The organism is Allobosea sp. GW823-FHT02B03 (genome assembly GCF_058797755.1).
Map to the genome: position 1 here is coordinate 789,409 of NZ_JBXAJY010000001.1, position 23,103 is coordinate 812,511.

The 23,103-nt window shown below is 66.9% G+C and carries 22 protein-coding genes; 15 read left to right on the top strand and 7 right to left on the bottom strand.

Features of this window, described 5'->3' with window-relative positions:
* The first annotated feature begins 209 nt into the window (after positions 1-209).
* From AC1REK_RS03660 to AC1REK_RS03685, 6 genes are all read left to right on the top strand, one after another.
* Complete coding sequence (locus AC1REK_RS03660; protein WP_327522450.1) at positions 210-1,808, top strand: ABC transporter substrate-binding protein; 1,599 nt, start codon at positions 210-212, stop codon at positions 1,806-1,808.
* A 123-nt stretch (positions 1,809-1,931) separates the two neighbouring features.
* Positions 1,932-2,873 (top strand): ABC transporter permease, encoded by a 942-nt coding sequence (locus tag AC1REK_RS03665; protein WP_316017375.1) that lies wholly within the window; start codon positions 1,932-1,934, stop codon positions 2,871-2,873.
* Positions 2,870-3,787, top strand: a complete 918-nt coding sequence (locus AC1REK_RS03670; protein WP_492267144.1) for an ABC transporter permease — start codon at positions 2,870-2,872, stop codon at positions 3,785-3,787. Before AC1REK_RS03665 ends, AC1REK_RS03670 begins: the two co-directional genes overlap by 4 nt.
* A gap of 2 nt (positions 3,788-3,789) precedes the next feature.
* Positions 3,790-4,779, top strand: a complete 990-nt coding sequence (locus AC1REK_RS03675) for an ABC transporter ATP-binding protein (protein ID WP_316017377.1) — start codon at positions 3,790-3,792, stop codon at positions 4,777-4,779.
* Entirely contained in the window at positions 4,776-5,810 is a 1,035-nt protein-coding gene (locus AC1REK_RS03680; protein ID WP_492267143.1) for an ABC transporter ATP-binding protein, read from the top strand. Before AC1REK_RS03675 ends, AC1REK_RS03680 begins: the two co-directional genes overlap by 4 nt.
* 32 nt (positions 5,811-5,842) lie before the next feature.
* Positions 5,843-6,988, top strand: coding sequence for a diaminopropionate ammonia-lyase (locus AC1REK_RS03685; protein WP_492267142.1), 1,146 nt, complete (start codon positions 5,843-5,845; stop codon positions 6,986-6,988).
* 34 nt (positions 6,989-7,022) lie between these two features.
* Here the strand turns inward: AC1REK_RS03685 and AC1REK_RS03690 are convergent, their stop codons facing one another.
* On the bottom strand, positions 7,023-7,322 hold the full coding sequence (locus AC1REK_RS03690; RefSeq protein ID WP_492267141.1) for an antibiotic biosynthesis monooxygenase: 300 nt from the start codon (positions 7,320-7,322) through the stop codon (positions 7,023-7,025).
* A 173-nt stretch (positions 7,323-7,495) separates the two neighbouring features.
* On the opposite strand from AC1REK_RS03690, the gene AC1REK_RS03695 reads away from it, so the two are divergent.
* The 5 genes from AC1REK_RS03695 to AC1REK_RS03715 all read left to right on the top strand — a co-directional run bounded on the left by AC1REK_RS03695 (position 7,496) and on the right by AC1REK_RS03715 (position 11,948).
* A complete protein-coding gene (locus AC1REK_RS03695) occupies positions 7,496-8,428 on the top strand; it encodes an N-carbamoyl-D-amino-acid hydrolase (RefSeq protein WP_492267140.1) in 933 nt (310 codons plus the stop codon).
* Between the two features lie 172 nt (positions 8,429-8,600).
* The gene (locus AC1REK_RS03700) at positions 8,601-9,767 is read left to right on the top strand and encodes an amidohydrolase/deacetylase family metallohydrolase (protein WP_492267139.1); all 1,167 of its coding nucleotides are present in this window, start codon (positions 8,601-8,603) and stop codon (positions 9,765-9,767) included.
* 93 nt (positions 9,768-9,860) lie between these two features.
* The gene (locus AC1REK_RS03705; protein ID WP_492267138.1) at positions 9,861-10,367 is read left to right on the top strand and encodes a GNAT family N-acetyltransferase; all 507 of its coding nucleotides are present in this window, start codon (positions 9,861-9,863) and stop codon (positions 10,365-10,367) included.
* Positions 10,368-10,413: 46 nt separating this feature from the next.
* Positions 10,414-10,872 carry a RidA family protein gene (locus AC1REK_RS03710; RefSeq protein ID WP_327523357.1) on the top strand — a complete coding sequence of 153 codons (459 nt, stop codon included), beginning with the start codon at positions 10,414-10,416 and terminating at the stop codon, positions 10,870-10,872.
* Complete coding sequence (locus AC1REK_RS03715; RefSeq protein ID WP_316017385.1) at positions 10,869-11,948, top strand: alanine racemase; 1,080 nt, start codon at positions 10,869-10,871, stop codon at positions 11,946-11,948. Before AC1REK_RS03710 ends, AC1REK_RS03715 begins: the two co-directional genes overlap by 4 nt.
* Before the next feature lie 181 nt (positions 11,949-12,129).
* Here the strand turns inward: AC1REK_RS03715 and AC1REK_RS03720 are convergent, their stop codons facing one another.
* Positions 12,130-12,795, bottom strand: a complete 666-nt coding sequence (locus tag AC1REK_RS03720) for a GntR family transcriptional regulator (protein ID WP_492267137.1) — start codon at positions 12,793-12,795, stop codon at positions 12,130-12,132.
* 88 nt (positions 12,796-12,883) lie between these two features.
* Between AC1REK_RS03720 and AC1REK_RS03725 the strand changes: the two genes are divergently transcribed.
* The 4 genes from AC1REK_RS03725 to AC1REK_RS03740 all read left to right on the top strand — a co-directional run bounded on the left by AC1REK_RS03725 (position 12,884) and on the right by AC1REK_RS03740 (position 16,826).
* A complete protein-coding gene (locus AC1REK_RS03725; protein ID WP_492267136.1) occupies positions 12,884-13,510 on the top strand; it encodes a TRAP transporter small permease in 627 nt (208 codons plus the stop codon).
* On the top strand, positions 13,510-14,778 hold the full coding sequence (locus AC1REK_RS03730; RefSeq protein ID WP_492267135.1) for a TRAP transporter large permease: 1,269 nt from the start codon (positions 13,510-13,512) through the stop codon (positions 14,776-14,778). The genes AC1REK_RS03725 and AC1REK_RS03730 overlap by 1 nt, the downstream gene beginning before the upstream one ends.
* 33 nt (positions 14,779-14,811) lie before the next feature.
* Entirely contained in the window at positions 14,812-15,801 is a 990-nt protein-coding gene (locus AC1REK_RS03735; protein ID WP_492267134.1) for a TRAP transporter substrate-binding protein, read from the top strand.
* A 68-nt stretch (positions 15,802-15,869) separates the two neighbouring features.
* Positions 15,870-16,826: a dihydrodipicolinate synthase family protein gene (locus AC1REK_RS03740; RefSeq protein WP_327524554.1), complete on the top strand. Its 957-nt coding sequence runs from the start codon at positions 15,870-15,872 to the stop codon at positions 16,824-16,826.
* Between the two features lie 168 nt (positions 16,827-16,994).
* Here the strand turns inward: AC1REK_RS03740 and AC1REK_RS03745 are convergent, their stop codons facing one another.
* From AC1REK_RS03745 to AC1REK_RS03765, 5 genes are all read right to left on the bottom strand, one after another.
* Positions 16,995-17,720, bottom strand: coding sequence for a DUF1028 domain-containing protein (locus tag AC1REK_RS03745; protein ID WP_492267133.1), 726 nt, complete (start codon positions 17,718-17,720; stop codon positions 16,995-16,997).
* 13 nt (positions 17,721-17,733) lie between these two features.
* Entirely contained in the window at positions 17,734-19,542 is a 1,809-nt protein-coding gene (locus AC1REK_RS03750; RefSeq protein ID WP_492267663.1) for a gamma-glutamyltransferase family protein, read from the bottom strand.
* Between the two features lie 17 nt (positions 19,543-19,559).
* Entirely contained in the window at positions 19,560-20,447 is an 888-nt protein-coding gene (locus tag AC1REK_RS03755; protein ID WP_492267132.1) for an ABC transporter permease, read from the bottom strand.
* Positions 20,447-21,391, bottom strand: a complete 945-nt coding sequence (locus tag AC1REK_RS03760; protein WP_492267131.1) for an ABC transporter permease — start codon at positions 21,389-21,391, stop codon at positions 20,447-20,449. The genes AC1REK_RS03755 and AC1REK_RS03760 overlap by 1 nt, the downstream gene beginning before the upstream one ends.
* Before the next feature lie 184 nt (positions 21,392-21,575).
* Positions 21,576-23,081 carry an ABC transporter substrate-binding protein gene (locus tag AC1REK_RS03765; protein ID WP_492267130.1) on the bottom strand — a complete coding sequence of 502 codons (1,506 nt, stop codon included), beginning with the start codon at positions 23,079-23,081 and terminating at the stop codon, positions 21,576-21,578.
* Positions 23,082-23,103 lie beyond the last annotated feature (22 nt).

A 23,103-nucleotide genomic window follows, 5' to 3' on the forward strand; every position in this document is an offset into this window, starting at 1 on the left:
TGCGCAATTTTTTGCCGGATAGCCTCCGGCTTGCGCATTATTCGGCGATGTCGGCTCCATGAGGCGCCGATATCTGCGTTCTGGCACGAACCCTGCAAGCTCTTTTGCCGTCGCGGACGGTTCGCGGAGCGTGTTGTCAGAGCGGATTTTTCCGCCCACACTCGCCCCAAGGTCGCCCGCAAGAGGTGGCCGTTTCAGGGGAGAGATTGATGGACCGCAGAAGTTTTCTGAAGTCTGCCGCAGGGACGGGCGTGCTTGCCGCTTCCGGGGGGCTCGCAATGCCGGCCCTCTCTCAGGGCGCCGCCGCCAAGACCCTGCGCTTCGTGCCGCAAGCCAACCTCGCGAATTTCGATCCGATCTGGGGAACCCAATACGTCGTCCGCAACGCTGCCGCGCTGGTCTGGGACACGCTCTACGGCATCGATTCCAAGTTCCAGCCGCAGCGCCAGATGGTCGAGAGCGAGGAGGTCTCCGCCGACGGCCTGACCTGGACCTTCAAGCTCCGCCCCGGCCTCAAATTCCATGATGGCACTCCGGTCCTCGCCAAGGACGTGGTGCAGAGCCTGAAGCGCTGGCAGGCCCGCGATCCGATGGGCCTGATGATCCGGGCGATCGAGAACGAGCTCACCGCCGTCGACGACCGGACCTGGAAATGGGTGCTGAAGCAGCCCTATCCGAAGATGCTGCTGGCGCTCGCCAAGAACAACGCGCCGTGCTCCTTCATCATGCCGGAGCGCATCGCCAAGACCGATCCGTTCACGCAGATCACCGAATATGTCGGCTCCGGCCCGATGAAGTTCGCCCGCGGCGAATGGGTGCCGGGCGCCAAGGCGGTGTTCGAGAAGTTCGCCGACTACGTGCCGCGCTCCGAGCCGGCAGACTGGCTCGCCGGCGGCAAGAAGATGCTGGTCGACCGCATCGAATGGGTGATCATGCCCGACGCGGCGACCGCCGCCGCCGCGCTGCAGAACGGCGAGGTCGACTGGTGGGAGACGCCGCTCTCCGACCTCGTGCCCGTGCTCAAGAGCAACGCCAACATCAACGTCGATATCGGCGACCCGCTCGGCAATATCGGCGCCTTCCGCATGAACCACCTGCACCCGCCCTTCAACAATCCGAAGGTGCGTCAGGCGGTGCTGACGGCGATGAACCAGGAAGACTACATGCGCTCGATCGTCGGCGACGACGACAAGCTCTGGAAGCCGCTGCCCGGCTTCTTCACCCCCGGCACGCCGCTCTACACCGAAGAGGGTGGCGACATGCTGAAGATGAAGAACGTCGAGGCCGCCAAGAAGCTTTTGGCCGAGGCCGGTTACAAGGGCGAGCCGGTGATCTGCGTGGTCGCGCAGGACATGTCGGCCACCAAGTCGATGGGCGACGTCACGGCCGAGCTCCTGAAGAGCATCGGCATGAAGGTCGAGTTCGTCGCCACCGACTGGGGCACGGTCGGGGCGCGCCGCGCCCAGAAGACCCCGCCGGGGCAGGGCGGCTGGAGCATGTTCCACACCTGGCATGCCGGGGCGGACTGCCTGAACCCGTCCTCCTACACCGCTATCCGCGCCAATGGCGACAAGGCCTGGTTCGGCTGGCCGGACGTGCCGGCGGTCGAGACCGAGGTCACCAACTGGTTCAACGCCAAGGACATGGCTGAGGAAAAGGCTGCGATGGCCCGCCTCAACAAGGCCGCCGTCGAGAACGTCGTCTACGCGCCGACCGGATTCTATCTGGGCTACCAGGCCTGGCGGAAGAACGTCACCGGCGTGGTCAGCGGCCCGCTGCCGTTCTTCTGGAACGTCGCCAAGGCCTGACCGGAGCAAGGCCGGCGCCCGGGCGGCTGCCCCGGCGTCGGCTTCCAAGCACGTCCGCCGGACGGTTTCGGATTGTTCCAGTCCGAAATCGCCCGGCGCCCGCCCTCCAGTGACAGGCTGAGGATGCTCGCTTTTATCGTCAGACGCATCATCACGACGATACCCGTCATGGCCTTCGTGGCGTTGTTCGTCTTCTCGCTTCTCTACATTGCTCCCGGCGACCCGGCCGCCGTGATCGCCGGAGACCAGGCCTCGCCTGCCGATGTCGAGCGCATCCGCGCCAGCCTGGGCCTCGATCGGCCCTATCTCGTCCGCTTCGGCGAATGGTTCTTCCGGGTCCTCCAGGGCGATCTCGGAACCTCGATCTTCACCTCGCTCCCCGTCACCCAACTGATCGCCCAGCGCATCGAGCCGACGCTCTCGCTGATGGTTCTGACGCTGATCCTGGCGGTCTCGATCGCCGTGCCGCTCGGCGTCGTCGCTGCCTGGAAGGCCGGCACCTGGGTCGATCGGGCCGTGGTCGGTTTCGCGGTGCTCGGCTTCTCCGTGCCGGTCTTCGTGATCGGCTATCTGCTCGCCTACACCTTCGCGCTGAAGCTCGACTGGGTGCCGGTGCAGGGTTACACCCCGATCGCGCAGGGGCTCTGGCCCTGGTTCAAGAACCTGATCCTGCCCGCGATCACGCTCGGCACCGTCTACATCGCCCTGATCGCCCGCATCACCCGCGCCACCATGCTCGACGTGCTGCAGCAGGACTATATCCGCACCGCCCGCTCCAAGGGCGTGGCTCAGAACAGCATCCTCTTCCTGCACGCGCTGAAGAATGCGGCGGTGCCGATCATCACCATCATCGGCATCGGCGTCGCGCTGCTGATCGGCGGCGCGGTGGTGACCGAGAGCGTCTTCGCCATTCCCGGCCTCGGGCGCCTGACGCTCGATGCGATCCTGCGCCGCGACTACCCTGTCATCCAGGGTGTCGTGCTGATCTTCTCCTTCGTCTACGTGCTGGTGAACCTGGCCATCGACCTGATCTACACGCTCGTCGATCCGAGGATACGCTATTGACCGTGCAGCAACCCGCCCCGGTTCCGGGCGACCTCGCGGTCGCTCCCGAACTGCCCGACGTGCTGAAGGCCAGGAAGCCGCTCACTGGCTTCACCGGCTTCCTGCGCAAGAACCCCTCGATCGCGATCGGCGGCTTCCTGCTGCTGATCATGTTCTTCATCGCCCTGTTCGCACCCTGGCTCGGCACCGTCGACCCGACCGCGATCTCGACGGCGCGGCGCACCCGCGTGCCCTCCGAGCTCTACTGGTTCGGCACCGACATGCTCGGCCGCGACATCTATTCGCGCGTCATGTACGGCGCCCGGGTCTCGCTGCTGGTCGGCTTCAGCGTCGCGATCCTGGCCTCGGTCGCGGGGCTGGTCATCGGCCTGTTCTCCGGCTTCGTGCGCTGGGCCGACGGCATCATCATGCGGGTCATCGACGGCATGATGTCGATCCCGCCGATCCTGCTCGCCATCGCGCTGATGGCGCTGACCCGCGGCTCGGTGCAGAACGTCATCATCGCGATCACCATCGCCGAGATCCCGCGCGTCGCGCGCCTGGTCCGCGGCGTCGTGCTCTCGCTGCGCGAGCAGCCCTATGTCGATGCTGCGATCGCCGCCGGCACGCGCACGCCGATGATCGTCTTCCGCCACATCCTGCCCAATACGCTGGCGCCGATGAGCGTGCAGGCGACCTATATCTGCGCCAGCGCGATGATCGTCGAGGCGATCCTGTCCTTCATCGGGGCGGGCGTGCCGCCGGCTACCCCGTCCTGGGGCAACATCATGGCGGAGGGCCGTGCGCTCTGGCAGGTCCGCCCGCACATCATCCTCTTCCCCGCCATCTTCCTCTCGCTGACCGTCCTGGCCGTGAACATGCTCGGCGACGGCCTGCGCGACGCGCTCGACCCGCGCATGGCGAAAAGGCTCTGACCATGGCCCTGCTCGAGATCGACAAGCTCCAGACCCATTTCCGCACGCCCGACGGCATCAACCGTGCCGTCGACGGGGTCTCCTTCTCCATCGAGGCGGGGCAGACGCTCGCCGTGGTCGGCGAGTCCGGCTGCGGCAAGTCGGTCACCGCCATGTCCATCCTGCGGCTGATCCCGGAGCCGCCCGGCAAGATGGCCGGCGCCATCCGCTTCCAGGGACGCAACCTCTTGGAATGCTCGGACGCCGAGATGCGGCAGATCCGCGGCAACGAGATCTCGATGATCTTCCAGGAGCCGATGACCAGCCTCAACCCGGTGCTGACCGTCGGCCGCCAGATCGGCGAGACGCTCAGGCTGCACCAGAACATGTCGAAGGCGCAGGCGACCGAGCGCGCCGTCGAGATGCTGCAGCTCGTCGGCATTCCCGAGCCTCGCCGGCGCGTCGCGGAGTATCCGCATCAGCTCTCCGGCGGCATGCGCCAGCGCGTGATGATCGCGATCGCGCTCGCCTGCTCGCCCAAGCTCCTGATCGCCGACGAGCCGACGACGGCGCTGGATGTCACCATCCAGGCCCAGATCCTCGACCTGATGCGCGATCTCAAGGCCCGCGTCGGCGCCGCGATCATGCTGATCACCCATGACCTCGGCGTCGTCGCCGAGGTCGCCGACCAGGTCGTGGTGATGTATGCCGGCCGCAAGGTCGAGGAAGCGCCGGTCGGCGAGCTCTTCGCCAATCCGCGCCATCCCTATACGCAAGGCCTGCTCGGCGCCGTGCCGAAGCTCGGCTCATCGCTCTCCGGGCATACCGAACGCCTCTCCGAAATCCCCGGTCTGGTGCCGAGCCTGAAGAAGCGGATCGACGGCTGCGTCTTCGCCGGCCGCTGCCCGAAGGCGACCGATCTCTGCCGCCAGGTCGCGCCCGGTCTCGAACTCAAGGCGGCCGGTCATATCGCCGCCTGCCATTATGCGCCGAAGGACGCGGTCGCGGCATGAGCACGACGCAGCCCATCCTCCAGGTCAACGACCTGAAGAAGCACTATCCGATCCGCGGCGGGTTGCTTTCCGGCATCACCGCCAATGTCTACGCCGTCGACGGCGTCTCCTTCGAGATTGCCAAGGGCGAGACGCTGTCGCTGGTCGGTGAATCCGGCTGCGGCAAGTCGACCGTCGGCAAGGCGATCCTGCGCCTGTTCGATATTACCTCCGGCGAGGTGGTGCTCGACGGGCAACGCATCGACCAGCTCTCCACGGGCAAGCTCCGGCCGCTGCGCCAGCGGGTCCAGGTCGTGTTCCAGGACCCGTTCTCCAGCCTCAACCCGCGCATGCGCGTCCGTGACATCCTGGCCGAGCCGATCACCAATTTCGGCATCGTCCAGGGCAAGGACGCGGTCACCGAGCGCACCATGGCGCTGATGGACAAGGTCGGCCTGCCGCGGGACGCGGTGAATCGCTGGCCGCACGAATTCTCCGGCGGCCAGCGCCAGCGCATCGGCATCGCCCGGGCGCTCGCGGCCGAGCCGGAGCTGATCATCTGCGACGAGGCCGTCTCGGCGCTCGACGTCTCGGTCAAGGCGCAGATCGTCAACCTGCTCTGCGACCTGCAGAAGGAGCTCGGCCTGGCCCTGCTCTTCATCAGCCACGACCTCGCCATCGTCGAACACATGACCCACCGCGTTGCGGTGATGTATCTCGGCAAGATCGTCGAGATGGGTACCAAGCAGCAGATATTCGGCGCGCCGCGCCATCCCTATACAGTTGCGCTGCTCTCGGCGGTGCCGGTGCCCGATCCGAAGGTCAGGCGCGAGCGCATCCTGCTCAAGGGCGACGTGCCGAGCCCGATCAACCCGCCCAAGGGCTGCCGCTTCAACACGCGCTGCCCTTACGTCTTCGACCGCTGCCGTTCGGAGGAGCCGGAGTTGCGGCCGATGGCGCAGGGCCATGTCGCGGCCTGCCATCTGCACGACCTGCCGGCCGCGGATAACCCGCTCCTGAAGCAGGCCGCGCCTGCGCTCGCCGACGCTTGACCGAGAGGCCGCGCGAGGCCGACGATCCACCCATGCCAGACGCCAGCTCAGACCTCTCCGGTCCCGATTTCCTCCTCAATCCGCGGCTCGACCGGAAGGCGCCCTATGGCGAGGATCTGCGTGCCATCCTCTCCCTGGAGAAGGGCCGTGCCGCCCATAAGGCGATCTCGGCCTGGGACGGCTATGCGCCGACGCCGCTGCGCGATCTTCCGGCCATTGCCGATGCGCTCGATCTCGGCCAGGTGCTCTACAAGGACGAGGGCGAGCGCTTCGGCCTGCGGAGCTTCAAGGCGCTCGGCGGCGCCTATGCCGTCGACCGGCTGCTGGCGGCGCGTGGCCCTGAGGGGCTGACGGTCGCGTGCGCGACCGACGGCAATCACGGCCGCTCGGTCGCCTGGGGCGCAAGGCGCGCCGGCGTCAAGGCGGTGATCTACGTCCACGAGAATGTCAGCGAGGGCAGGGCGGAGGCGATCCGTTCCTATGGCGCCACCGTCGTCCGCGAGGGCCGCAATTACGACGACAGCGTCCGCGCCTGCGCGCAGGCGGCGAAGGCCAATGGCTGGCAGATCGTCTCCGACACCTCATGGCCGGGCTATGAGCAGGTGCCGAAGGACGTGATGCAGGGCTACTCCGTCCTCTCCAACGAGGTCGAGGCACAGGGCGCCCGCCCGACCCATGTCTTCGTCCAGGGCGGCGTCGGCGGCATCGCGGCGGCGGTGCTGTCCGATAGCTGGGAGCGCCATGGCGCCGCGCGGCCGGTCTTCGTAGTGGTCGAGCCGGAGAATGCCGCCTGCTTGCTTGAGTCGGCCAGGGCCGGGGCAGTCACCGCGGTTGGCGGCGATCTCGAGACGATCATGGCCGGGCTTGCCTGCGGCGAGCCCTCGAACCTGGCCTGGCGCATCCTCCAGCCCGGCGCGGACGCTTTCATGACGGTGCGCGACGCGGCCGCAGCCGATGCGATGCGCCAGCTTGCGACGCTCGGCGTGGTCGGCGGCGAATCCGGCGTCGCGGGGCTCGCCGGCCTGATCAAGGCGGCGCGCGATCCCGCTCTGCGCAACGCGCTTCAGCTCGACGCCTCGTCTCGCGTGCTTTGCTATGGCACCGAGGGCGCGACCGATCCGGAGGTCTATCGTGCCATTGTCGGCCGCTCCGCCGAGGAGGTCAGCCGTGCTGCCTGAGGGCGGAGCGGTGGCGCGCGGTCCTGCCCCGCGATCAACGGAGCAGGTCGACGACGCTCTCGCCGGAAGCGGCATCGGTGACACCGCGCCCGTCGCCCAGATCCTCCAGCGTATCTCGGAAGCTGTCGAGCGTGGCGATCATCTCCGGCCGCGCCGATTTCAGTGCCTCCGCGTCGCGCCAGCGGCCGATCAGGCAATAGGCGCGCTCGCCGGTGCGGATCATGTGCCCTTCGGCGAGGCCCGGCCAGGCCGCCTTGCCGTCGCGATGGGCTGCGAGAAATTCCTCCTCGCGGCCCGGCTTGATGCGGAACCGCACGACATTGAACGTGGTCATCGCAATGTCCCCGGCGTCGCGAGCGTCCGGGAACCGCGAGGCGACCATTCGCGGCGGTACCGGCGAGCGACAAGGCGATGCTACGCCCGCCTCCATGGCCCCGCAATCGGCGCAGAAGCGGCGCCGGAGCAGCCCTCTGTCATCTTCGAAGTAGCCCTGAGGAGGGGCTGGGCATGAGCCGTATCCTGACCGTTGCCGCCGCCCAGCTCGGGCCGATCCACCGCGATGAGAGCCGGGCCTCGGCCGTCGCCCGTATGATCGCACTGATGCGCCAGGCCAAGGCCAATGGCTGCGACCTTGTCGTCTTCCCTGAGGCGGCGCTGACCGCCTTTTTCCCGCATTGGTGGATGGAGGACGAGGCCGAGATCGACTCTTATTTCGAGAGTGCCATGCCCTCGAACGAGACCGCGCCTCTCTTCGCCGAAGCTGCGAAGCTCGGCATCGGCTTTCATCTCGGCTATCCCGAACTGGCTTTCGAAGATGGGCGCAAGCGCCGCTTCAACACCGCGATCCTGGTCGATAAATCAGGCGCGATTGTCGGCAAGTACCGCAAGATCCATCTGCCTGGCCATCCCGAGCACCGGCCGGGCGCGGTCTTCCAGAATCTCGAGAAGCGCTATTTCGAGACCGGTAATCTCGGCTGGCCGGTCTGGGAGACCATGGGCGGGCGCATCGGTATGATGATCTGCAATGACCGGCGCTGGCCCGAGAGCTACCGCGTCATGGGCCTGCAGGACGTCGAGATGATCGTGCTCGGCTACAACACGCCCAAGCACAACCCGCCGGCGCCCGACCATGACCGGCTCGGCAATTTCCACAACCAACTCGTCATGCAGGCCGGCGCCTACCAGAACGCGACCTGGGTCGTCGGCGTTGCCAAGGCCGGCCTCGAAGCTGGCGTCGACCAGATCGGCGGCTCCTGCATCATCGCGCCGACCGGCGAGGTGGTGGCGCAGGCGGTGACCGAGGGCGACGAGCTCGTCATCGCCCGCTGCGATCTCGATCTCGGCAAGAGCTACAAGAACTCGACCTTCAATTTCGCGAAGCATCGCGAGCCGCAGACCTACGGCATGATCGTCGAGCGCAAGGGCGCGGTGGTCGCGTGAGACCTCCAGGCGCGCAAGGCGCTCCCGCAGGCGCTCCTGCCCCGGCGCAGCACGCTGTTCAGAACCTGCCCCTTCGCTGTGAAAAGCCCTTTACGATTGTCCAGAAGGGTGCGACGGCCCGCTTCGTGCGAGAGCGAAGCGTCCGCCCGCCCGGTTTCCCCATGGAGCTGTCATGACCCACGATCTCATTCTTAAGGGCGGCCGGGTCATCGACCCCTCGCAGAAGCATGACGGCGTCCTCGACGTCGCCTTCACCGACGGCAAGGTTTCCGGCTTCGGCAAGGACCTAAAGGGCGCCAAGGAGATCCGCGACGTCTCCGGCTACATCGTCACGCCCGGGCTGATCGACCTGCACACCCATGTCTACTGGGGCGGTACCTCGCTCGGCATCGACGCCGACGAGTTCTGCCGGGTTTCCGGCGTCACCACCTCGGTCGACACGGGCTCGGCCGGGCCGGGCAACTGGCCGGGTTTCCGCAAGCACGTCATCGAGAAGAGCCAGGCCCGCATCCTCGCCTATCTCCATGTCTCGCATGCCGGCATCTACGGCTTCGACCACCGCGTCATGGTCGGCGAGAGCGGCGACCTTCGGATGATGAACCCGATCGACTGCGTCGAGGTCGCCGACAAGAACCGCGACCTGATCGTCGGCATCAAGGTCCGCGTCGGCCTGCATGCCTCGGGTACTTCGGGTACCGTGCCGCTCAACATCGCGCTGCAGGTCGCCAACGAGGTCGGCATGCCGCTGATGTGCCATATCGACCATCCGCCGCCGTCCTATGAGGAAGTCATCGGCATGCTGCGGCCGGGCGACGTGCTGACCCACGCCTTCCGCCCGTTCCCGAACGCGCCCTCGACGGCACAGGGCACGGTGAAGCCAGAGGTGCTCGCCGCCCGCAAGCGCGGCGTCATCTTCGACATCGGCCACGGCAAGGGCTCGTTCTCCTTCAAGACCACGCGCGCCATGCTCGCCAACGGCTTCGAGCCCGACGTGATCTCCTCGGACGTGCACAAGCTCTGCATCGATGGCCCGGCTTATGACCAGGTCACCACCATGTCGAAATTCCTCTGCATGGGCATGAGCCTGAACAACGTCATCGCCGCCTCGACGCTGAACGCCGGCATGGCGCTGAAGCGGCCTGAATACGGTTCGCTCAAGGTCGGCTCGCTCGGCGATGCGACGATCCTGACGATCAAGGAAGGCAAGTTCGATTATGTCGACGTCGTCGGCGAGCACCTGATCGGCGACAGGAAGATCGTTTCGGAAGGCGTCGTGCTCAAGGGCGCCTGGTGGCACCCCAAGCGCAGCAACAAGTTCAGGAAGGTAGCGGCGGCGTAGCCGCAAGCCGAGCGTTCCTGCTACACCCGGCACGACTTCCCGGACGCGGCGCTGAGCGGTGCCTCCGGGGATCGTTCCGGGTAGAAGAAGACGATGACTGCGACTGCTCTCCTTTGGCGCCCCATGGCGCCAGCCGACCTGCCGGGCGTGATGAGCGTCGCGGCGAAAGTCCATCCGGGCTTTCCCGAGGACGCGGCGGTCTTCGCCGAACGGCTGATGCTGTCGCCGGCCGGATGCCTGTCGCTTGCCGGTGCCGATGGCGACCTCGCCGGCTATGTCGTCAGCCATCCCTGGCCCTTGTTGCAGGCGCCGGCGCTGAACAGCCTGCTCGGCGCGATCCCGCCGGATGCCGACGCCTATTACATCCATGATCTCGCTCTGCTGCCGCGTGCGCAGGGCAGCGGCGCGGCGTCGCGCGTGGTCGCGCTGCTGGAAGAGGAGGCGCGCAAGGCCGCGCTGCGCCGGATGGCGCTGATCGCCGTCAACCGCTCGGCCGGCTTCTGGCAGCGTCATGGCTTTCGCCTGACGCATGACGCCTCGCTTGATCGCAAGCTGGCGAGCTATGACGATGACGCCCGCTACATGACTCGCGAACTTTGATGGCCGGTGCCGAGACGGCGCCGGAACCTGCCTGGAGGAAATGCAAATGAGTGCCGATCAGAAGCTCAAGGATCTCGGATTGAGCCTGCCGGAAGTGCCGAGTCCGGTCGCGACCTATGTCAGCTTCAAGCGGGTCGGCGACATGGTCTATCTCTCGGGGCAGGGGCCGAAGCGCGCCGACGGGACCTATCCGACCGGCAAGGTCGGCGCCGACGTCTCGATCGAGGAAGCCTATGAGCATGCCAAGCAGACCGGCCTCGGCCTGCTCGCGGCGATGAAGAAGGCGGCCGGCTCGCTCGACAAGGTCGAGGTCGTCAAGTTGCTCGGCATGGTCAACGCAGCGCCCGATTTCTCGGATCATCCCAAGGTCATCAACGGCTGCTCGGACCTGTTCGTCGCCGTGCTCGGGGACAATGGCCGCCATGCCCGTTCCGCCGTCGGCATGGGTTCGCTGCCGAACCGCATGACCGTCGAGATCGAAGTGATCATCAAGGTGCTGCCATGACGACTGCGCTCGCTGAGGAAATCGCCCGCGTCTACGGCACGCCCGCCGTCGTCATCGACCTCGACAAGGTCGAGGCAAACATCGCCAGGCTGCAGGCGGCCTGCGACGCTGCCGGCGTCGCCAACCGCCCGCATATCAAGACGCATAAATCGCCCGAGCTGGCGCGGCTCCAGGTCGCGGCCGGCGCGCGCGGCATCACCTGCCAGAAGCTCGGCGAAGCCGAAGTGATGGCCGATGGCGGCATCGACGACATCCTGATCAGCTACAACATCCTCGGCGAGGAAAAGCTTGGCCGCCTCGGCGCGCTCCAGCGCCGCGTGCGCATGATCGTCGCCGCCGACAATCCCGTCACCATCGCCGGCCTGCCCAAGGCCGCCGAGATCGCCGGCCGCGATCTCGAGGTCGTGGTCGAATGCGACACCGGCCGCAAGCGCGCCGGCGTCGAGACGCCGCGCGAGGCTGTCGAGCTCGCCAGGCAGATCGCCGCGTCCAAGGGCCTGACCTTCGCCGGCTTCCTGATGTATCCGCCGGAAGACGGCTGGCCGGCGACGCAGGATTTCCTCGACACCGCCAATGCCGGGCTCCGCGACGCAGGCCTTGAAGCCGGCATCGTCTCGACCGGCGGCTCGCCCAACATCCCAAATATCGGCAAGCTCAAGGGCTCGACCGAGCATCGCTCGGGCACCTCAATCTTCAACGACCGCATGCAGATCGCGGCCGGGGTGGCGGGGCTGGAGGATTGCGCGCTGACCGTCTACGCGACCGTCGTCAGCCGGGCGGGGCCGGAGCGTGGCATCCTCGATTCCGGCTCGAAGACGCTGACCAGCGACAAGGGCAATCTCGACGGCCACGGTTACATTCTCGAATACCCGCTTGCCCGGATCGCGCAGTTCGCCGAGGAGCACGGCTTCCTCGACCTTTCCGGCAGCAATGAGCGGCCCAATGTCGGCGAGATTGTGCGCGTGGTGCCGAACCATGTCTGCGTCGTCGTCAACATGGTCGACCGTCTGGTGACGGTGCGCGGCGACAAGCTGATCGGCGAACTGCCGGTCGCCGCCCGCGGCAAGCTGACCTAAAGATAGAGGCGCGGGGAACCCTCTCCTGTAAGGAGAGGGCAGGGTGAGGTGTAGGCCGTCGGACCAGTTCCGTGAACCCTCACCGCGCGGTTGAGTTCAATCTCGCGATTTCTCTTACGAACACCTCACCCCTGCCCCTCTCCTTACAGGAGAGGGGTTCACCAGCGGATGTGTCTTCCGTCTACCCCTTCCCGCCGGCCTCTAGGAATTCCACCAGATCGCGCCGGACGAGCTCGATATGGTCGACCAGCAGGCGCTCGGCCTCGCCGAGCTCCCCGCCGCGGCAGAGCTGGATCAGCTCGTTGTGCTCGGCCTGCGCCCGCTCGATCGACGAGCCGCGCTGGAGCTGCAGCCGCGTATAGCGGTCGCTCGTCTGAAGCAGCCCCGAGACGATCGAAAGCGTCCGTGGCTGTGTCGCGCGGGCATAGAGCGCCATGTGGAAATCCGCGTTGAGCAGGCCCCAGCGGCTGATGTCTCCTGCCGACATTGCCGCTTCGAAGGCGGCCTCCATGCCCGCCACCGCCTCGAAATCAGCCGCTGTCATCGCCGGTATCGAACTCGCCAATAGCCGCGGCTCGAGCAGTTTGCGCAGCTCGAAGACGTCATTGATCTCGTCCAGCGAAAGCCCTGAGACGATCGCGCCCTTGTGCGGCACGATCTTCACGAAACCTTCCGCCTCGAGCTGGAACAGCGCCTCGCGCACCGGGATGCGGCTGACCGCATAGGCTTGCGCCAGCGCGTCCTGCCGCAATTGCGAGCCGGCCGGATAGGTGCCGTCGAGGATGGCTTGGCGGAGCTGGTCGACGATCGCCGAGGACAGCGTCCGGTGCTTCAGAGTGGTTGACATGGCCGGGACATCCTAGCGGGCCGTGTGGCGAAAAGCCATTGACATGTAGATTTTATACAATCTACAAATCTCGCAAGGGGACACAAAAATGACCAACCAGGCGATGGCGGCGAAAAGCCGTGCGATGGCTGTTCCGGAGGTGGTGGTCGCGCTCTCGGGGCGCTGGCTGCGGCTCGAGCACAAGGCAATCCAGGGGCTGATGTTCCTGCTCTCGGCCCTGATCCTGCTCAACGTCGTGACACGCTATGCCGGGCATCCGATCTATTGGATCGACGAATCGGCCGTCTACAGCGTCGTCTGGCTGACCTTCATCGGCGCCTCGGCCATGACCCGCATGCGGCTCGATTTCGCGGTGACCATGCTGACCGAACGCTTCTCCGATCGCGGCGCCGCGATCTTCCGGGTGGTCGCGACGCTCGGCGTGCTGCTGTTCGGCATCGGGCTTCTGGTGATGTGCTGGCTCTGGCTCGATCCGATCGGCATCGCCCAGGCGGGCTTCGATGCCAGGGAATACGCAGGCCAGTCCTTCAACTTCATCTACACCGAGCGGACCCAGACCCTGAACTGGCCGACCTGGGTGATCTACCTGATCATGCCGCTCTTCGCGCTCTCGATGAGCCTGCATGCGCTCGCCAATCTCTTCGAGGATCTCGGCCTCGTCGCGAAGCAGGCACTGCCCGGCTTCGCCGCCAATGCAGACGGGGTGGTGAACTGATGGCACTCACGATCGGAGCCTTCTTCGGGATCATGCTGGCGGGCGTGCCGATCGCGCTCTGCCTCTGCCTCGGCGCGCTGATCTTCATCGCCGCCACCGGCAGCATGCAGCTCCTGCCGAACTACCCGCTGCAGATGTTCGGCGGCGTCGACAGCTACGGGCTGATCGCGATCCCGCTCTTCATCCTGATCGGCGAGATCATGAATGGCGGCGGCATCACCCGCCGCATTGTCGACCTCGCAATGGCCTTCGTCGGCTCGCTCAAGGGCGGGCTGGCCTATGTCAACATCCTCGCCAACATGTTCGTCGCCTCGATCCTGGGATCCGCGACCGCTCAGGTCGCAATCATGGCGCAGGTCATGGTCCCCGAGATGGAGCGCAAGGGCTACGACAAGGATTTCGCCGCCGGCCTCACCGCCTATGGCGGCATGCTCGGCCCGATCATCCCGCCCTCGGTGATGTTCGTCGTCTACGCCGTTCTGGCGCAGGTCTCGGTGAGCGACATGCTGATGTCCGGCATCGTGCCGGGCGTGCTGCTGACCGTCCTGTTCTTCCTGATCATCGCCGGCATGGGCTTCGTCTACAACTACCCGGCTGGCGACAAGCTGACCCTGCGCGAGCGCACGAAGATCGTGCTGAACTCCGCCCCGACCTTGCTGATCCCGATCGTCATCGTCGGCTCGATCCTCGGTGGCTTCGCCAATGCGACGGAGGCGGCGGCGGTCGGCTCGGTCGCGGCATTGCTGATCGGCCGCCACTGGACCAGGCAACTCAGCTTCGACCAGTTGCCGCAGATGATGCTGCGCGCCGGCGTCTATTCCGCGATCGTGCTCTTCCTCGTCGCTGCCGCCGCGGTGTTCTCCTGGGTGCTGGTTTACGGCAAGGTCCCGCAGAGCGTCGCCGCCTCGATCCAGGCGATCGCCAAGGATCCGGTGACCTTCATGCTGCTGGTCAACGTCATCCTGCTGGTCATCGGCACGGTGATCGACGGCATCCCCGGCCTGATCATGACGGTGCCGATCCTCCTGCCGATCGCGACCGAGGTCTACGCCATCGACCCCCGCCATTTCGGCGTGGTCGTGGTGATCAACCTCGTGCTCGGCCTGCTCTCGCCGCCGGTCGGCCTCTGCTTCTTCGTCGCCGCCGCGGTGACGGGGGCCAAGCCCGGCAAGATGTTCCTGGTGACGCTGCCCTTCTTCATCATCTCCTGCGTCCTCCTGGTTCTGCTCTCGATCTACCCATGGCTCTCGCTGGCCCTGGTGAAGTGAGTTCGTCCATCAACCAATAAGGGGAGTTCCGTCATGACCATCTCGCGCCGTCACCTGATCGCCGCCGCCGCCGTCCTGCCGCTCGCCAAGCCGGCTCTGCTGCGCGCCCAGAGCAAGGAACTGCGCCTCGGCATCCTCACCCCGAACGGTCACCCCTGGAACCGCGCGGCGGTGAAGGTCGGCGAGGTGCTCAAGGCCGAGACCAATGGCCGGCTGAACCTCACGGTCTTCCACTCCGGTCAGCTCGGCAACGAGGCGGCGATGCTGCAGCAGATGCAGTCCGGTGCGCTCGACATGGGCTGGATCATGGCGGCCGAGCTCGGCTCGCGCGTCCCGGCGATCGGTGCGATCACTGCGCCCTACATCGTCGACTCCACCGCCAAGATCGCCAAGCTCGTCCGTCATCCGGTCGCTATGAAGCTCTTCGACGTGCTGCCGCGCGAGACCGGCTGCGTCGGCCTCGCCTGGGGCATCACCGGCATGCGCGCCGTCTTCGCCGCCAAGGAGATCGATGGCGTCGCCGGCATCAAGGGCATGAAGCTGCGCATCAATCCGACGCCGGTTTATCGCGACTTCTACCAGTTGCTCGGCGCCGCCCCGACCCCGATCCCGACCCCGCAGGTCTTCGACGCCATGACCAACGGCCAGGTCGACGGGCTCGAGGCCGATCTCGAATTCTCCTGGAACCAGCGCTTCGACAAGGTCTCTAAGACCATCCTCCAGATGAACGCCATCTTCATGCCGGTGATCGCGCTCGCCTCCGGCCGCGTCTGGCAGGGCATGCCGGCCGCCGACCGCGAGCTGATCACCAAGACCATCAAGGCGGCGCTCGACCAGCAGATCGATGAACTCGCCGTCAACGAGCCCAAGCTCGTCGAGCAGTTCAAGGCGGCGGGTGCCAACTTCAAGCTGGCCAACCCCAAGGATGCGGAGGCCGTTGTCGCGGAGTTCGACAAGATCTGGCTGCCCAAGGCGCCGGTGCTGGCCGAGCTGCGCAAGGCCGGCCAGTCGATCACGGCCTGATCCCACGCTATCATCGCGGCCGCCGCCATGCCGGCGGCCGTCTGCCCCTCCCAAGCGGACTTCTTGTCATGACCCAGAATATCTTCAGCGGGACGATCCCCGCCTTGATGACCCCCTGCACCCCGTCGCGCGACGTCGACTATGACGAGCTCGTCCGCACCGGCCGCCACCTGATCGGCGCCGGCATGTCGGCCGTGGTCTATTGCGGCTCGATGGGCGACTGGCCGCTGCTCACGGACGAGCAGCGCATGGAAGGCGTGCGACGCCTGGTCGAGGCCGGCATCCCGCTGATCGTCGGCACCGGCGCGCAGAACCCGAAGCGCGCCGCCGCGCTCGCTGCCCATGCCAAGCAGGTCGGTGCCCAAGGGCTGATGATCATCCCGCGCGTGCTCTCGCGCGGCTCCTCGGTCCCGGCCCAGCGCGCCCATTTCGAGGCGGTGCTGGAAGCGGCCGTCGACCTGCCTTCGGTGATCTACAACAGCCCGCATTACGGCTACGAAACCCGCGCCGACCTGTTCTTCGCGCTGCGCGAGCGCTATCCGCACCTGCTCGGCTTCAAGGAGTTCGGCGGCGGCGAGGCGCTCTCCTATGCGGCCGAGCACATCACCAGCAAGGACCGCGCCCTGACCCTGATGGTCGGCGTCGACACGCAGGTGACGCACGGCTTCATCCGCTGCGGCGCGACCGGCTCGATCACCGGCATCGGCAACGCCCTGCCGAAGGAAGTGCTTCACCTCGTCGCCCTCAGCGAGAAGGCTGCGGCGGGCGATCCGGAGGCCGAGCGCCGGGCGCTCGAACTGGAGCGCGCCCTCTACGTGCTCTCGAAGTTCGACGAGGGCGTCGACCTCGTGCTGTTCTACAAGCACCTGATGGTGCTCGAAGGCCACGCGGCCTATGCGCTGCACTTCAACGAGAGCGACGCGCTCTCGCTGGCCCAGCGCAATTTCGTCGAGGCCGAATGGCGCCGCTTCAAGAGCTGGTACGCCAACTGGGCCGGCGAGGGCAGGGCTGCGAAGGCGGCTTGAGGCCGGCGCTTTCCTTCTCCCCCTGCGGGAGAAGGTGGCCCGCAGGGCCGGATGAGGGGTCGCTCGGCCCTGGAAGGTTTCGAAGCGCGACGCCGGGCTCACGATCAGCGTCGCGCGACCCCTCACCCCAGCCCTCTCCCGCAAGGGGAGAGGGAGCAGGCCGCGCCGTCACTCCGGGTGACGCTCGTTCCAGGCGGCGGCATATTCCGAACACAGCCGATCGAGCTCGGTCCGGTCGGTCACGCCAGCCGGCCGCGTCCGCGAGGGTGAGGCCTTCTGGAACGGCACATAGCGCTGATGCGCGACACGCCAGATCCGTCTGAGTTCGGCGAGCGGATCGGCATGGTCGTCGACGCGGATGTCGAAGCTCGGCACCGGGTCGTCGGCCCAGATCCGGATGGCACAGGATTGCCGGCCACGCTTGTCGCCGCCGGCCTTCTCGCCGGCTTCGAGCGCCACCAGCAGGCGCTCGTCGAAGTCGAGCCCTGAATTCTGCACATAGGCCTTGAGCGTCTCCTGGACGACCTCCGGCCCGGCCAGCATGTTGCCGGCCACCGAGACCTGCGGCCCGTCGACGGCGCCGCACCAGTCGATGCAGGCGTTGCCGGTATAGGCGGCGGTCTTGCCGTTGCGGTCGATCAGGTGGATCTGGCGGTGGGCGCGGCCCTCATCGGCGGCGGTGAGGCTAGCGATGATCTCGACCGCCGAGCGCCCTTCCTGCAGCAGCCGCAAGCCGTCGACGCCGTACAGCGGATTGACGAAGGCCTGTGTCGCGATCGCGCCGACGCGCCCGCAGCCATAGGGCACGCGCGACCCTACGGCGAAGGCACAGGTCGAGACGGCGACGCCATAGGCGCCGGTCGCGGCGTCGCGGGCGACGATTGACCATGTCATGGATGCAGAACTCCTACCGACCGGCTGCGTAGGCTTGCATCAGACGCGGGGTCGCGGCCGCGCGCAAGAGACCATTGGCGCTGCGTTCGGCCGCAGTCAGCCGCCCCACCGTCCAGGCCGGAGCCCTTTCCACCGTATGGCCGCGCCGGACGAGCTCGGCCAGCGCGGCCTCGCCGAGGCTCTCCTCGACGGTGATCTGCCCCGGGCGTGCCTCGCGCGGATAGAAGCTCGATGGGAAATGCTGGGTGTGGAAAAGCGGCAGGTCGATCGCTTCCTGCAGATTGAGGCCGTGGTGGACCCGGCGCAGGAACATGCCGAGCTGCCATTGCTCCTGCTGGTCGCCGCCCGGTGTGCCGAAGGCGAGGCGCGGCTCGCCGTTCTCGAAGGCGAGACTCGGCGTCAGCGTGGTGCGCGGCCGCTTGCCCGGCGCCAGTGAGGAGGGCAGCCCCTCCTGGAGATAGAAGGACTGCGCCCGCGAGTTCAGCGGGAAGCCGAGTTCGGGAATGACGGGCGAGGATTGCAGCCAGCCGCCCGACGGCGTCGCTGCGATCATGTTGCCCCAGCGATCGATCACGTCGATATGGACGGTGTCGCCGCGGCGCGAGGCGGCGACCATAGAGGCCAGGGTCGGCTCGCCGACGGTCGCGCTGGCGGCGCCACCGTTCTGCCCGGCGATGCGCAGGCTGCCGAGCATCTGCTCGACCTGGCGCTCATAGCCGGCGATCATGCCCGGCCGCAGCTCATGCGAGGCCTGCTCGCCGATCAGCGCGCGGCGCCCAGCGGCATAGTCGTCCGAGAGCAGCGTCGCCAGCGGCACTTTCACGAAATCGGGGTCGCCGTAATAGGCCTCGCGGTCGGCGAAGGCGAGCTTCATCGCCTCGACAACATGGTGGACATAATCCGGGCTCGCCGGGCCCATGCCGGCGAGGTCGATGCCCTCCAGGATCTTGAGCGTCTGCAGGAACACCGGGCCCTGGCCCCAGGGCCCGGTCTTGAAGACCTCCCAGCCATGATAAGTCGCGCTCGCCGGCGCCTCGTAGCGCGGCTGCCAGCGCGCCATATCGTCGGCGGTGAGCAGCCCCTTATGGCGCCGGCCGGAGGAATCGAGAACGGCCTCGCCGCGGCAGAAGGCATCCATCGCCTCGGCGACGAAGCCCTTGTACCAGGCGTCATGGGCGGCCTGGATCTGCTCCTGCCGGTCGCTGCCGGCGGCTTCCGCCTCGGCGAGGATGCGCTTGTAGGTCTCGGCCGCCGCCGGATTGCGGAAGAGCTCGCGGCCTTCGGGCACATTGCCGCCCGGCAGGTAGACCGCGCCCGATGTTGGCCAGTCGCCGCCGAACAGCTCGGTCAGCCCGGCGATGGTGTCTGAGACGCGCGGCAGCATCGGGTGGCCGTTCTCGAAATAGCCGATCGCCGGCTCCAGCACCTCGCGCAGCTTCAGCCGGCCATGGTCGCGCAGCAGCGCCATCCAGCCGCCGAAGGCGCCGGGCACCACGGTGGCGAGCAGCCCGTCGCCCGGGATCATGTCGAGCCCGAGCGCCTTGTAGGCCTGGATCGTCGCCGCCTGCGGCGCCGTCCCCTGCGCACACAGCACCTCGACCTTCTTCGTTTCGGCCGAATAGAACACCGCCGGCATGTCGCCGCCGGGGCCTACGAGATGCGGCTCGACCACCTGCAAGACGAAGGCGGCGGCGGCGCAGGCGTCGAAGGCGTTGCCGCCCTTCTCCAGCATCGCCATGCCCGAGGCGGTGGCGAGCCAGTGCGTCGAGGTGACGACACCGAACGTGCCGAGGATTTCGGGGCGGGTGGTGAACATGGGCATATCCTTGGAGAGGCTGGTCACGTTTCCTTCGGATCGAGCGCGTCGCGCAGCCCGTCGCCGAGGAGGTTGAAGCCGAGCACGGCGAGGAAGATCGCGGCGCCGGGGGCGACCGACATCCACGGCGCCTGCTCCATGAAGTTCTTGGCGACGTTGAGCATCTGCCCCCAGGATGGGGAAGGCGGCTGCTGGCCGAGGCCGAGGAAGGAGAGGGCGGCTTCGAGGATGATCGCCTGCGCCATGAACAGCGTCGACTGCACCACGATCGGCGGCAGCGTGTTCGGCGCGACGTGGCGGAACAGGATGACGGAATCGCGCACGCCGACGGCGCGGGCGCCCTCGACGAAATCCTCGGTCTTGACGCTGATCACCTGGCCGCGGACCAGCCGGATGAAGATCGGCACCGCAGACAGGCCGATCGCGATCATCGCATTGGTCAGCGACGGGCCGAGCACTGCGGCGAAGGCGATGGCGAGGATCAGGAAGGGGCAGGCGAGCAGCGCCTCGGTAATGCGCGAGATCACCGCATCGACCCAGCCGCCATACCAGCCGGCCGCGAGCCCGACCGGAACGCCGACGCCAAGCGCGATCAGCACCGAGACAATGCCGGCGAGCAGCGAGGCCTGCGCGCCGAAGAACAGGCGCGAAACCTGGTCGCGACCGAGCTCGTCCGTACCGAACCAGTGCAGCGCCGAGGGCGGCTTGCGGATGGCGAGGAAGTTCGACTTCAGGGGGTCGGCGAGCGGCAGCAACGGCGCGAGCAGCGCCATCAGCACGAAGACGAGCACGATGGTGCCGCCGATCAGCGCGGCCCGGTTGCGCCGGAGCTTGCGCCAGGCGCGGCGCAGCGGCGTTTCGGCACCCGCGGGGCGGCCGGCGGCGCCGGCAGGAAGCGCAGCGTCCGCCATCAGGCCGTCCTCAGGCGCGGATTGACCAGGACATAGAGCACGTCGGCGACGAGGTTCATGAAGATGAAGCCGATGGCGGTGCACAGCACCACGCCCTGGACGACGCCGTAATCGCGGTTGAAGACCGCATCGACGATCAGCTTGCCGAAGCCGGGAATGGTGAAGATCTGCTCGGTGAGCACGGCGCCGGCCAGCAATTCGCCGAACAGCAGGGTCGAGAGCGTGATGATCGGCACCAGCGCGTTGGCGAGCGCGTGCTTGTTGACCACCTTGCGCTCGTCGAGCCCCTTGGCGCGGGCGGTGCGGATATAGTCGGAGCGCAGCACTTCCAGCATCGCCGAGCGGGTATGACGCATGATGAAGGCGGCGAGCCCGCCGCCGAGCACGAAGGCCGGCATGATCAGCCGCTCTATCGCCCCCCAGGGATTGCTGAAGATCGATTCGTAGCCCGAGGGCGGCAGCAGCTTGAGCTCGACCGAGAACAGCAGGATCAGCATGATGCCGAGCCAGAAATTCGGGATCGACAGGCCCGAAAGCGCCAGGGCGCTGGTCGAGTAATCGACAAAGGTGCCCTTGCGCCGCGCCGCGAGGATGCCGGCGGGAATGCCGATGCCGATCGCGATGATGATCGACGCGGTGGCAAGCTGGATCGTCACCGGCAGCTTCTGCAGGATCAGGTTCAGCACCGGCTCGCCGGTGCGCAGCGAACGGCCGAAATCACCCTGCACGACCTGCCCGAGCCAGGCGAAGAACTGGATGACGATCGGATCGTCCATCCGATAGATCTCGCGCAGCCGCGCGATCACCTCCGGGTCGCGCTCCTCGCCAGCAATGACCAGGAACGGATCGCCCGGCAGCGCCCTTTGCAGGGCGAAGACGAAGAGCGACACCAGGAACAGCGTCGGGATCGCGATCAGGACGCGCCGGCCGATCAGGGCGAGCATGGCGCGCTTCCGGATTCGCCGTCATCCCGGCCGCAGCCCTCGGGACCGACCTTCGGTCGGCCCAAGGACAAGCTCCGCGGAGCGCCGAGATCGATTATCGAGCACGACGCCCTTCGATGGAACCCGGAGCGACCTTCGGTCGTCCGGGATGACGGCGCAATTGGTGCTGGCAGGAGCAAGGCCGTTACGACCGCTTCAGTCCGGCGAGACGGATCATCCCGTCGGGATTGATCACGAAGCCCTCGATGTTCGAGCGCAGGGCGAAGAACACCGTCTGGTTGTAGAGATAGACGATCGGCAGTTCGTCGGTGAGGATCTTCTGCGCCGCGTCGTAGCGCTTCTTGCGCTCGGCCACGTCGTAGATGGTCCGGGCCTCGTCGAGCAGCTTGTCGACCTCGGCGTTGGAGTAACGCCCATCGTTCTGGTTGCCCTTGGTGGTGACGAACTGGTGGATGTTGCCGTCCGGGTCGATGCGACCGGACCAGCCGATCCGGCTCATCTGGAACTTGCCCTGCTGCTGGTCGCGCAGCTGGCTGGCGAACTCGGTCGAGCGGATCTGGATGTCGATGCCGGCCTCCTGCGCCATCGCCTGGATGACCTGGCCGAGCTGCGCGTCGACGGGGTTGTTGGTGACGAAGAGCTCGACTGAGACCTTGCTGTGGCCGGCTTCCTTGAGCAGGGCCTTGGCCTTGGCGACGTCGCGCTCGGGCACCGGCAGCTTGGCGTCGACGAAGGTGCTGGTCGGCGGGAAGGGCTGGATGATCGGCGCATAGAGCCCCTCGAACACCACCTGGCTCAGCACTTTCCGGTCGATCGAGAGCGAGAGCGCCTGACGGACGCGCTTGTCCTTGCCCATCGGCTGGTTGGCGGCGTCGGTATGGTTGGTGTTGATGGTGATGCCCTGGTAGCCGAGATTGGGCATGCTCGCGACCTTGAGCGCCTTGTCGCCCTGCGCCGATTTCACGTCGGTCGGCGCGAGGCGCTCCAGCATGTCGAGCTCGCCGGCGCGCAGGTTCGCGAGCCTGACCGTGGTGTCGGGGATGGCGCGGTAGATCACCCGGTCGAAATGGTAGTTCGCCGCTTCCCAGTGCCCCTTGAACTTGTCGAGCACGATCCGGTCGTTCTGGACGCGCTCGACGAACTGGTAGGGGCCGGAGCAGACTGGCTTGGCGCCGATATCGGCGCCGAGGCTCTTGGGCGAAAGCATCATGCCGGCGCGGTCGGTGAGCTGGGCGAGCAGCGTCGCGTCCGGCCGCTTCAGCTTCATCGCGATCGTGGTCGGATCGACCACGCTGATGCTCTCGATCGAGGCGAGCTCGGATTTGCGCAGCGAGTCGGGCAGCGTCATCGCCCGTTCGAGATTGGCCTTGGCGGCGGCGGCGTCGAAGGCCTCGCCATCATGGAACTTGGCGTCGCTGCGCAGCTTCATCGTCAGCGTCAGGCCGTCGTCGGAGAACGACCATTCGGTAGCGAGCCGCGGGACGATCTTCAGCTCGGGCGTGATGTCGAGCAGCTTGTCGCACAGGCCCTTGAAGACGATGCGGCCGACGAAGGTGCGCGCCTTGTGCGGGTCGAGCACATCCGGGTCTTCCTGCAGGCCGATGCGCAGGGTCGAGGGCGACTGGGCCAGCGCCGGCAGGGCGGAAAGGCCGATAAGGGCGGCGGAAGCGAGCAATGCGAAGCGTTTCATCGTAACGTCCCCTCTTGTTGTC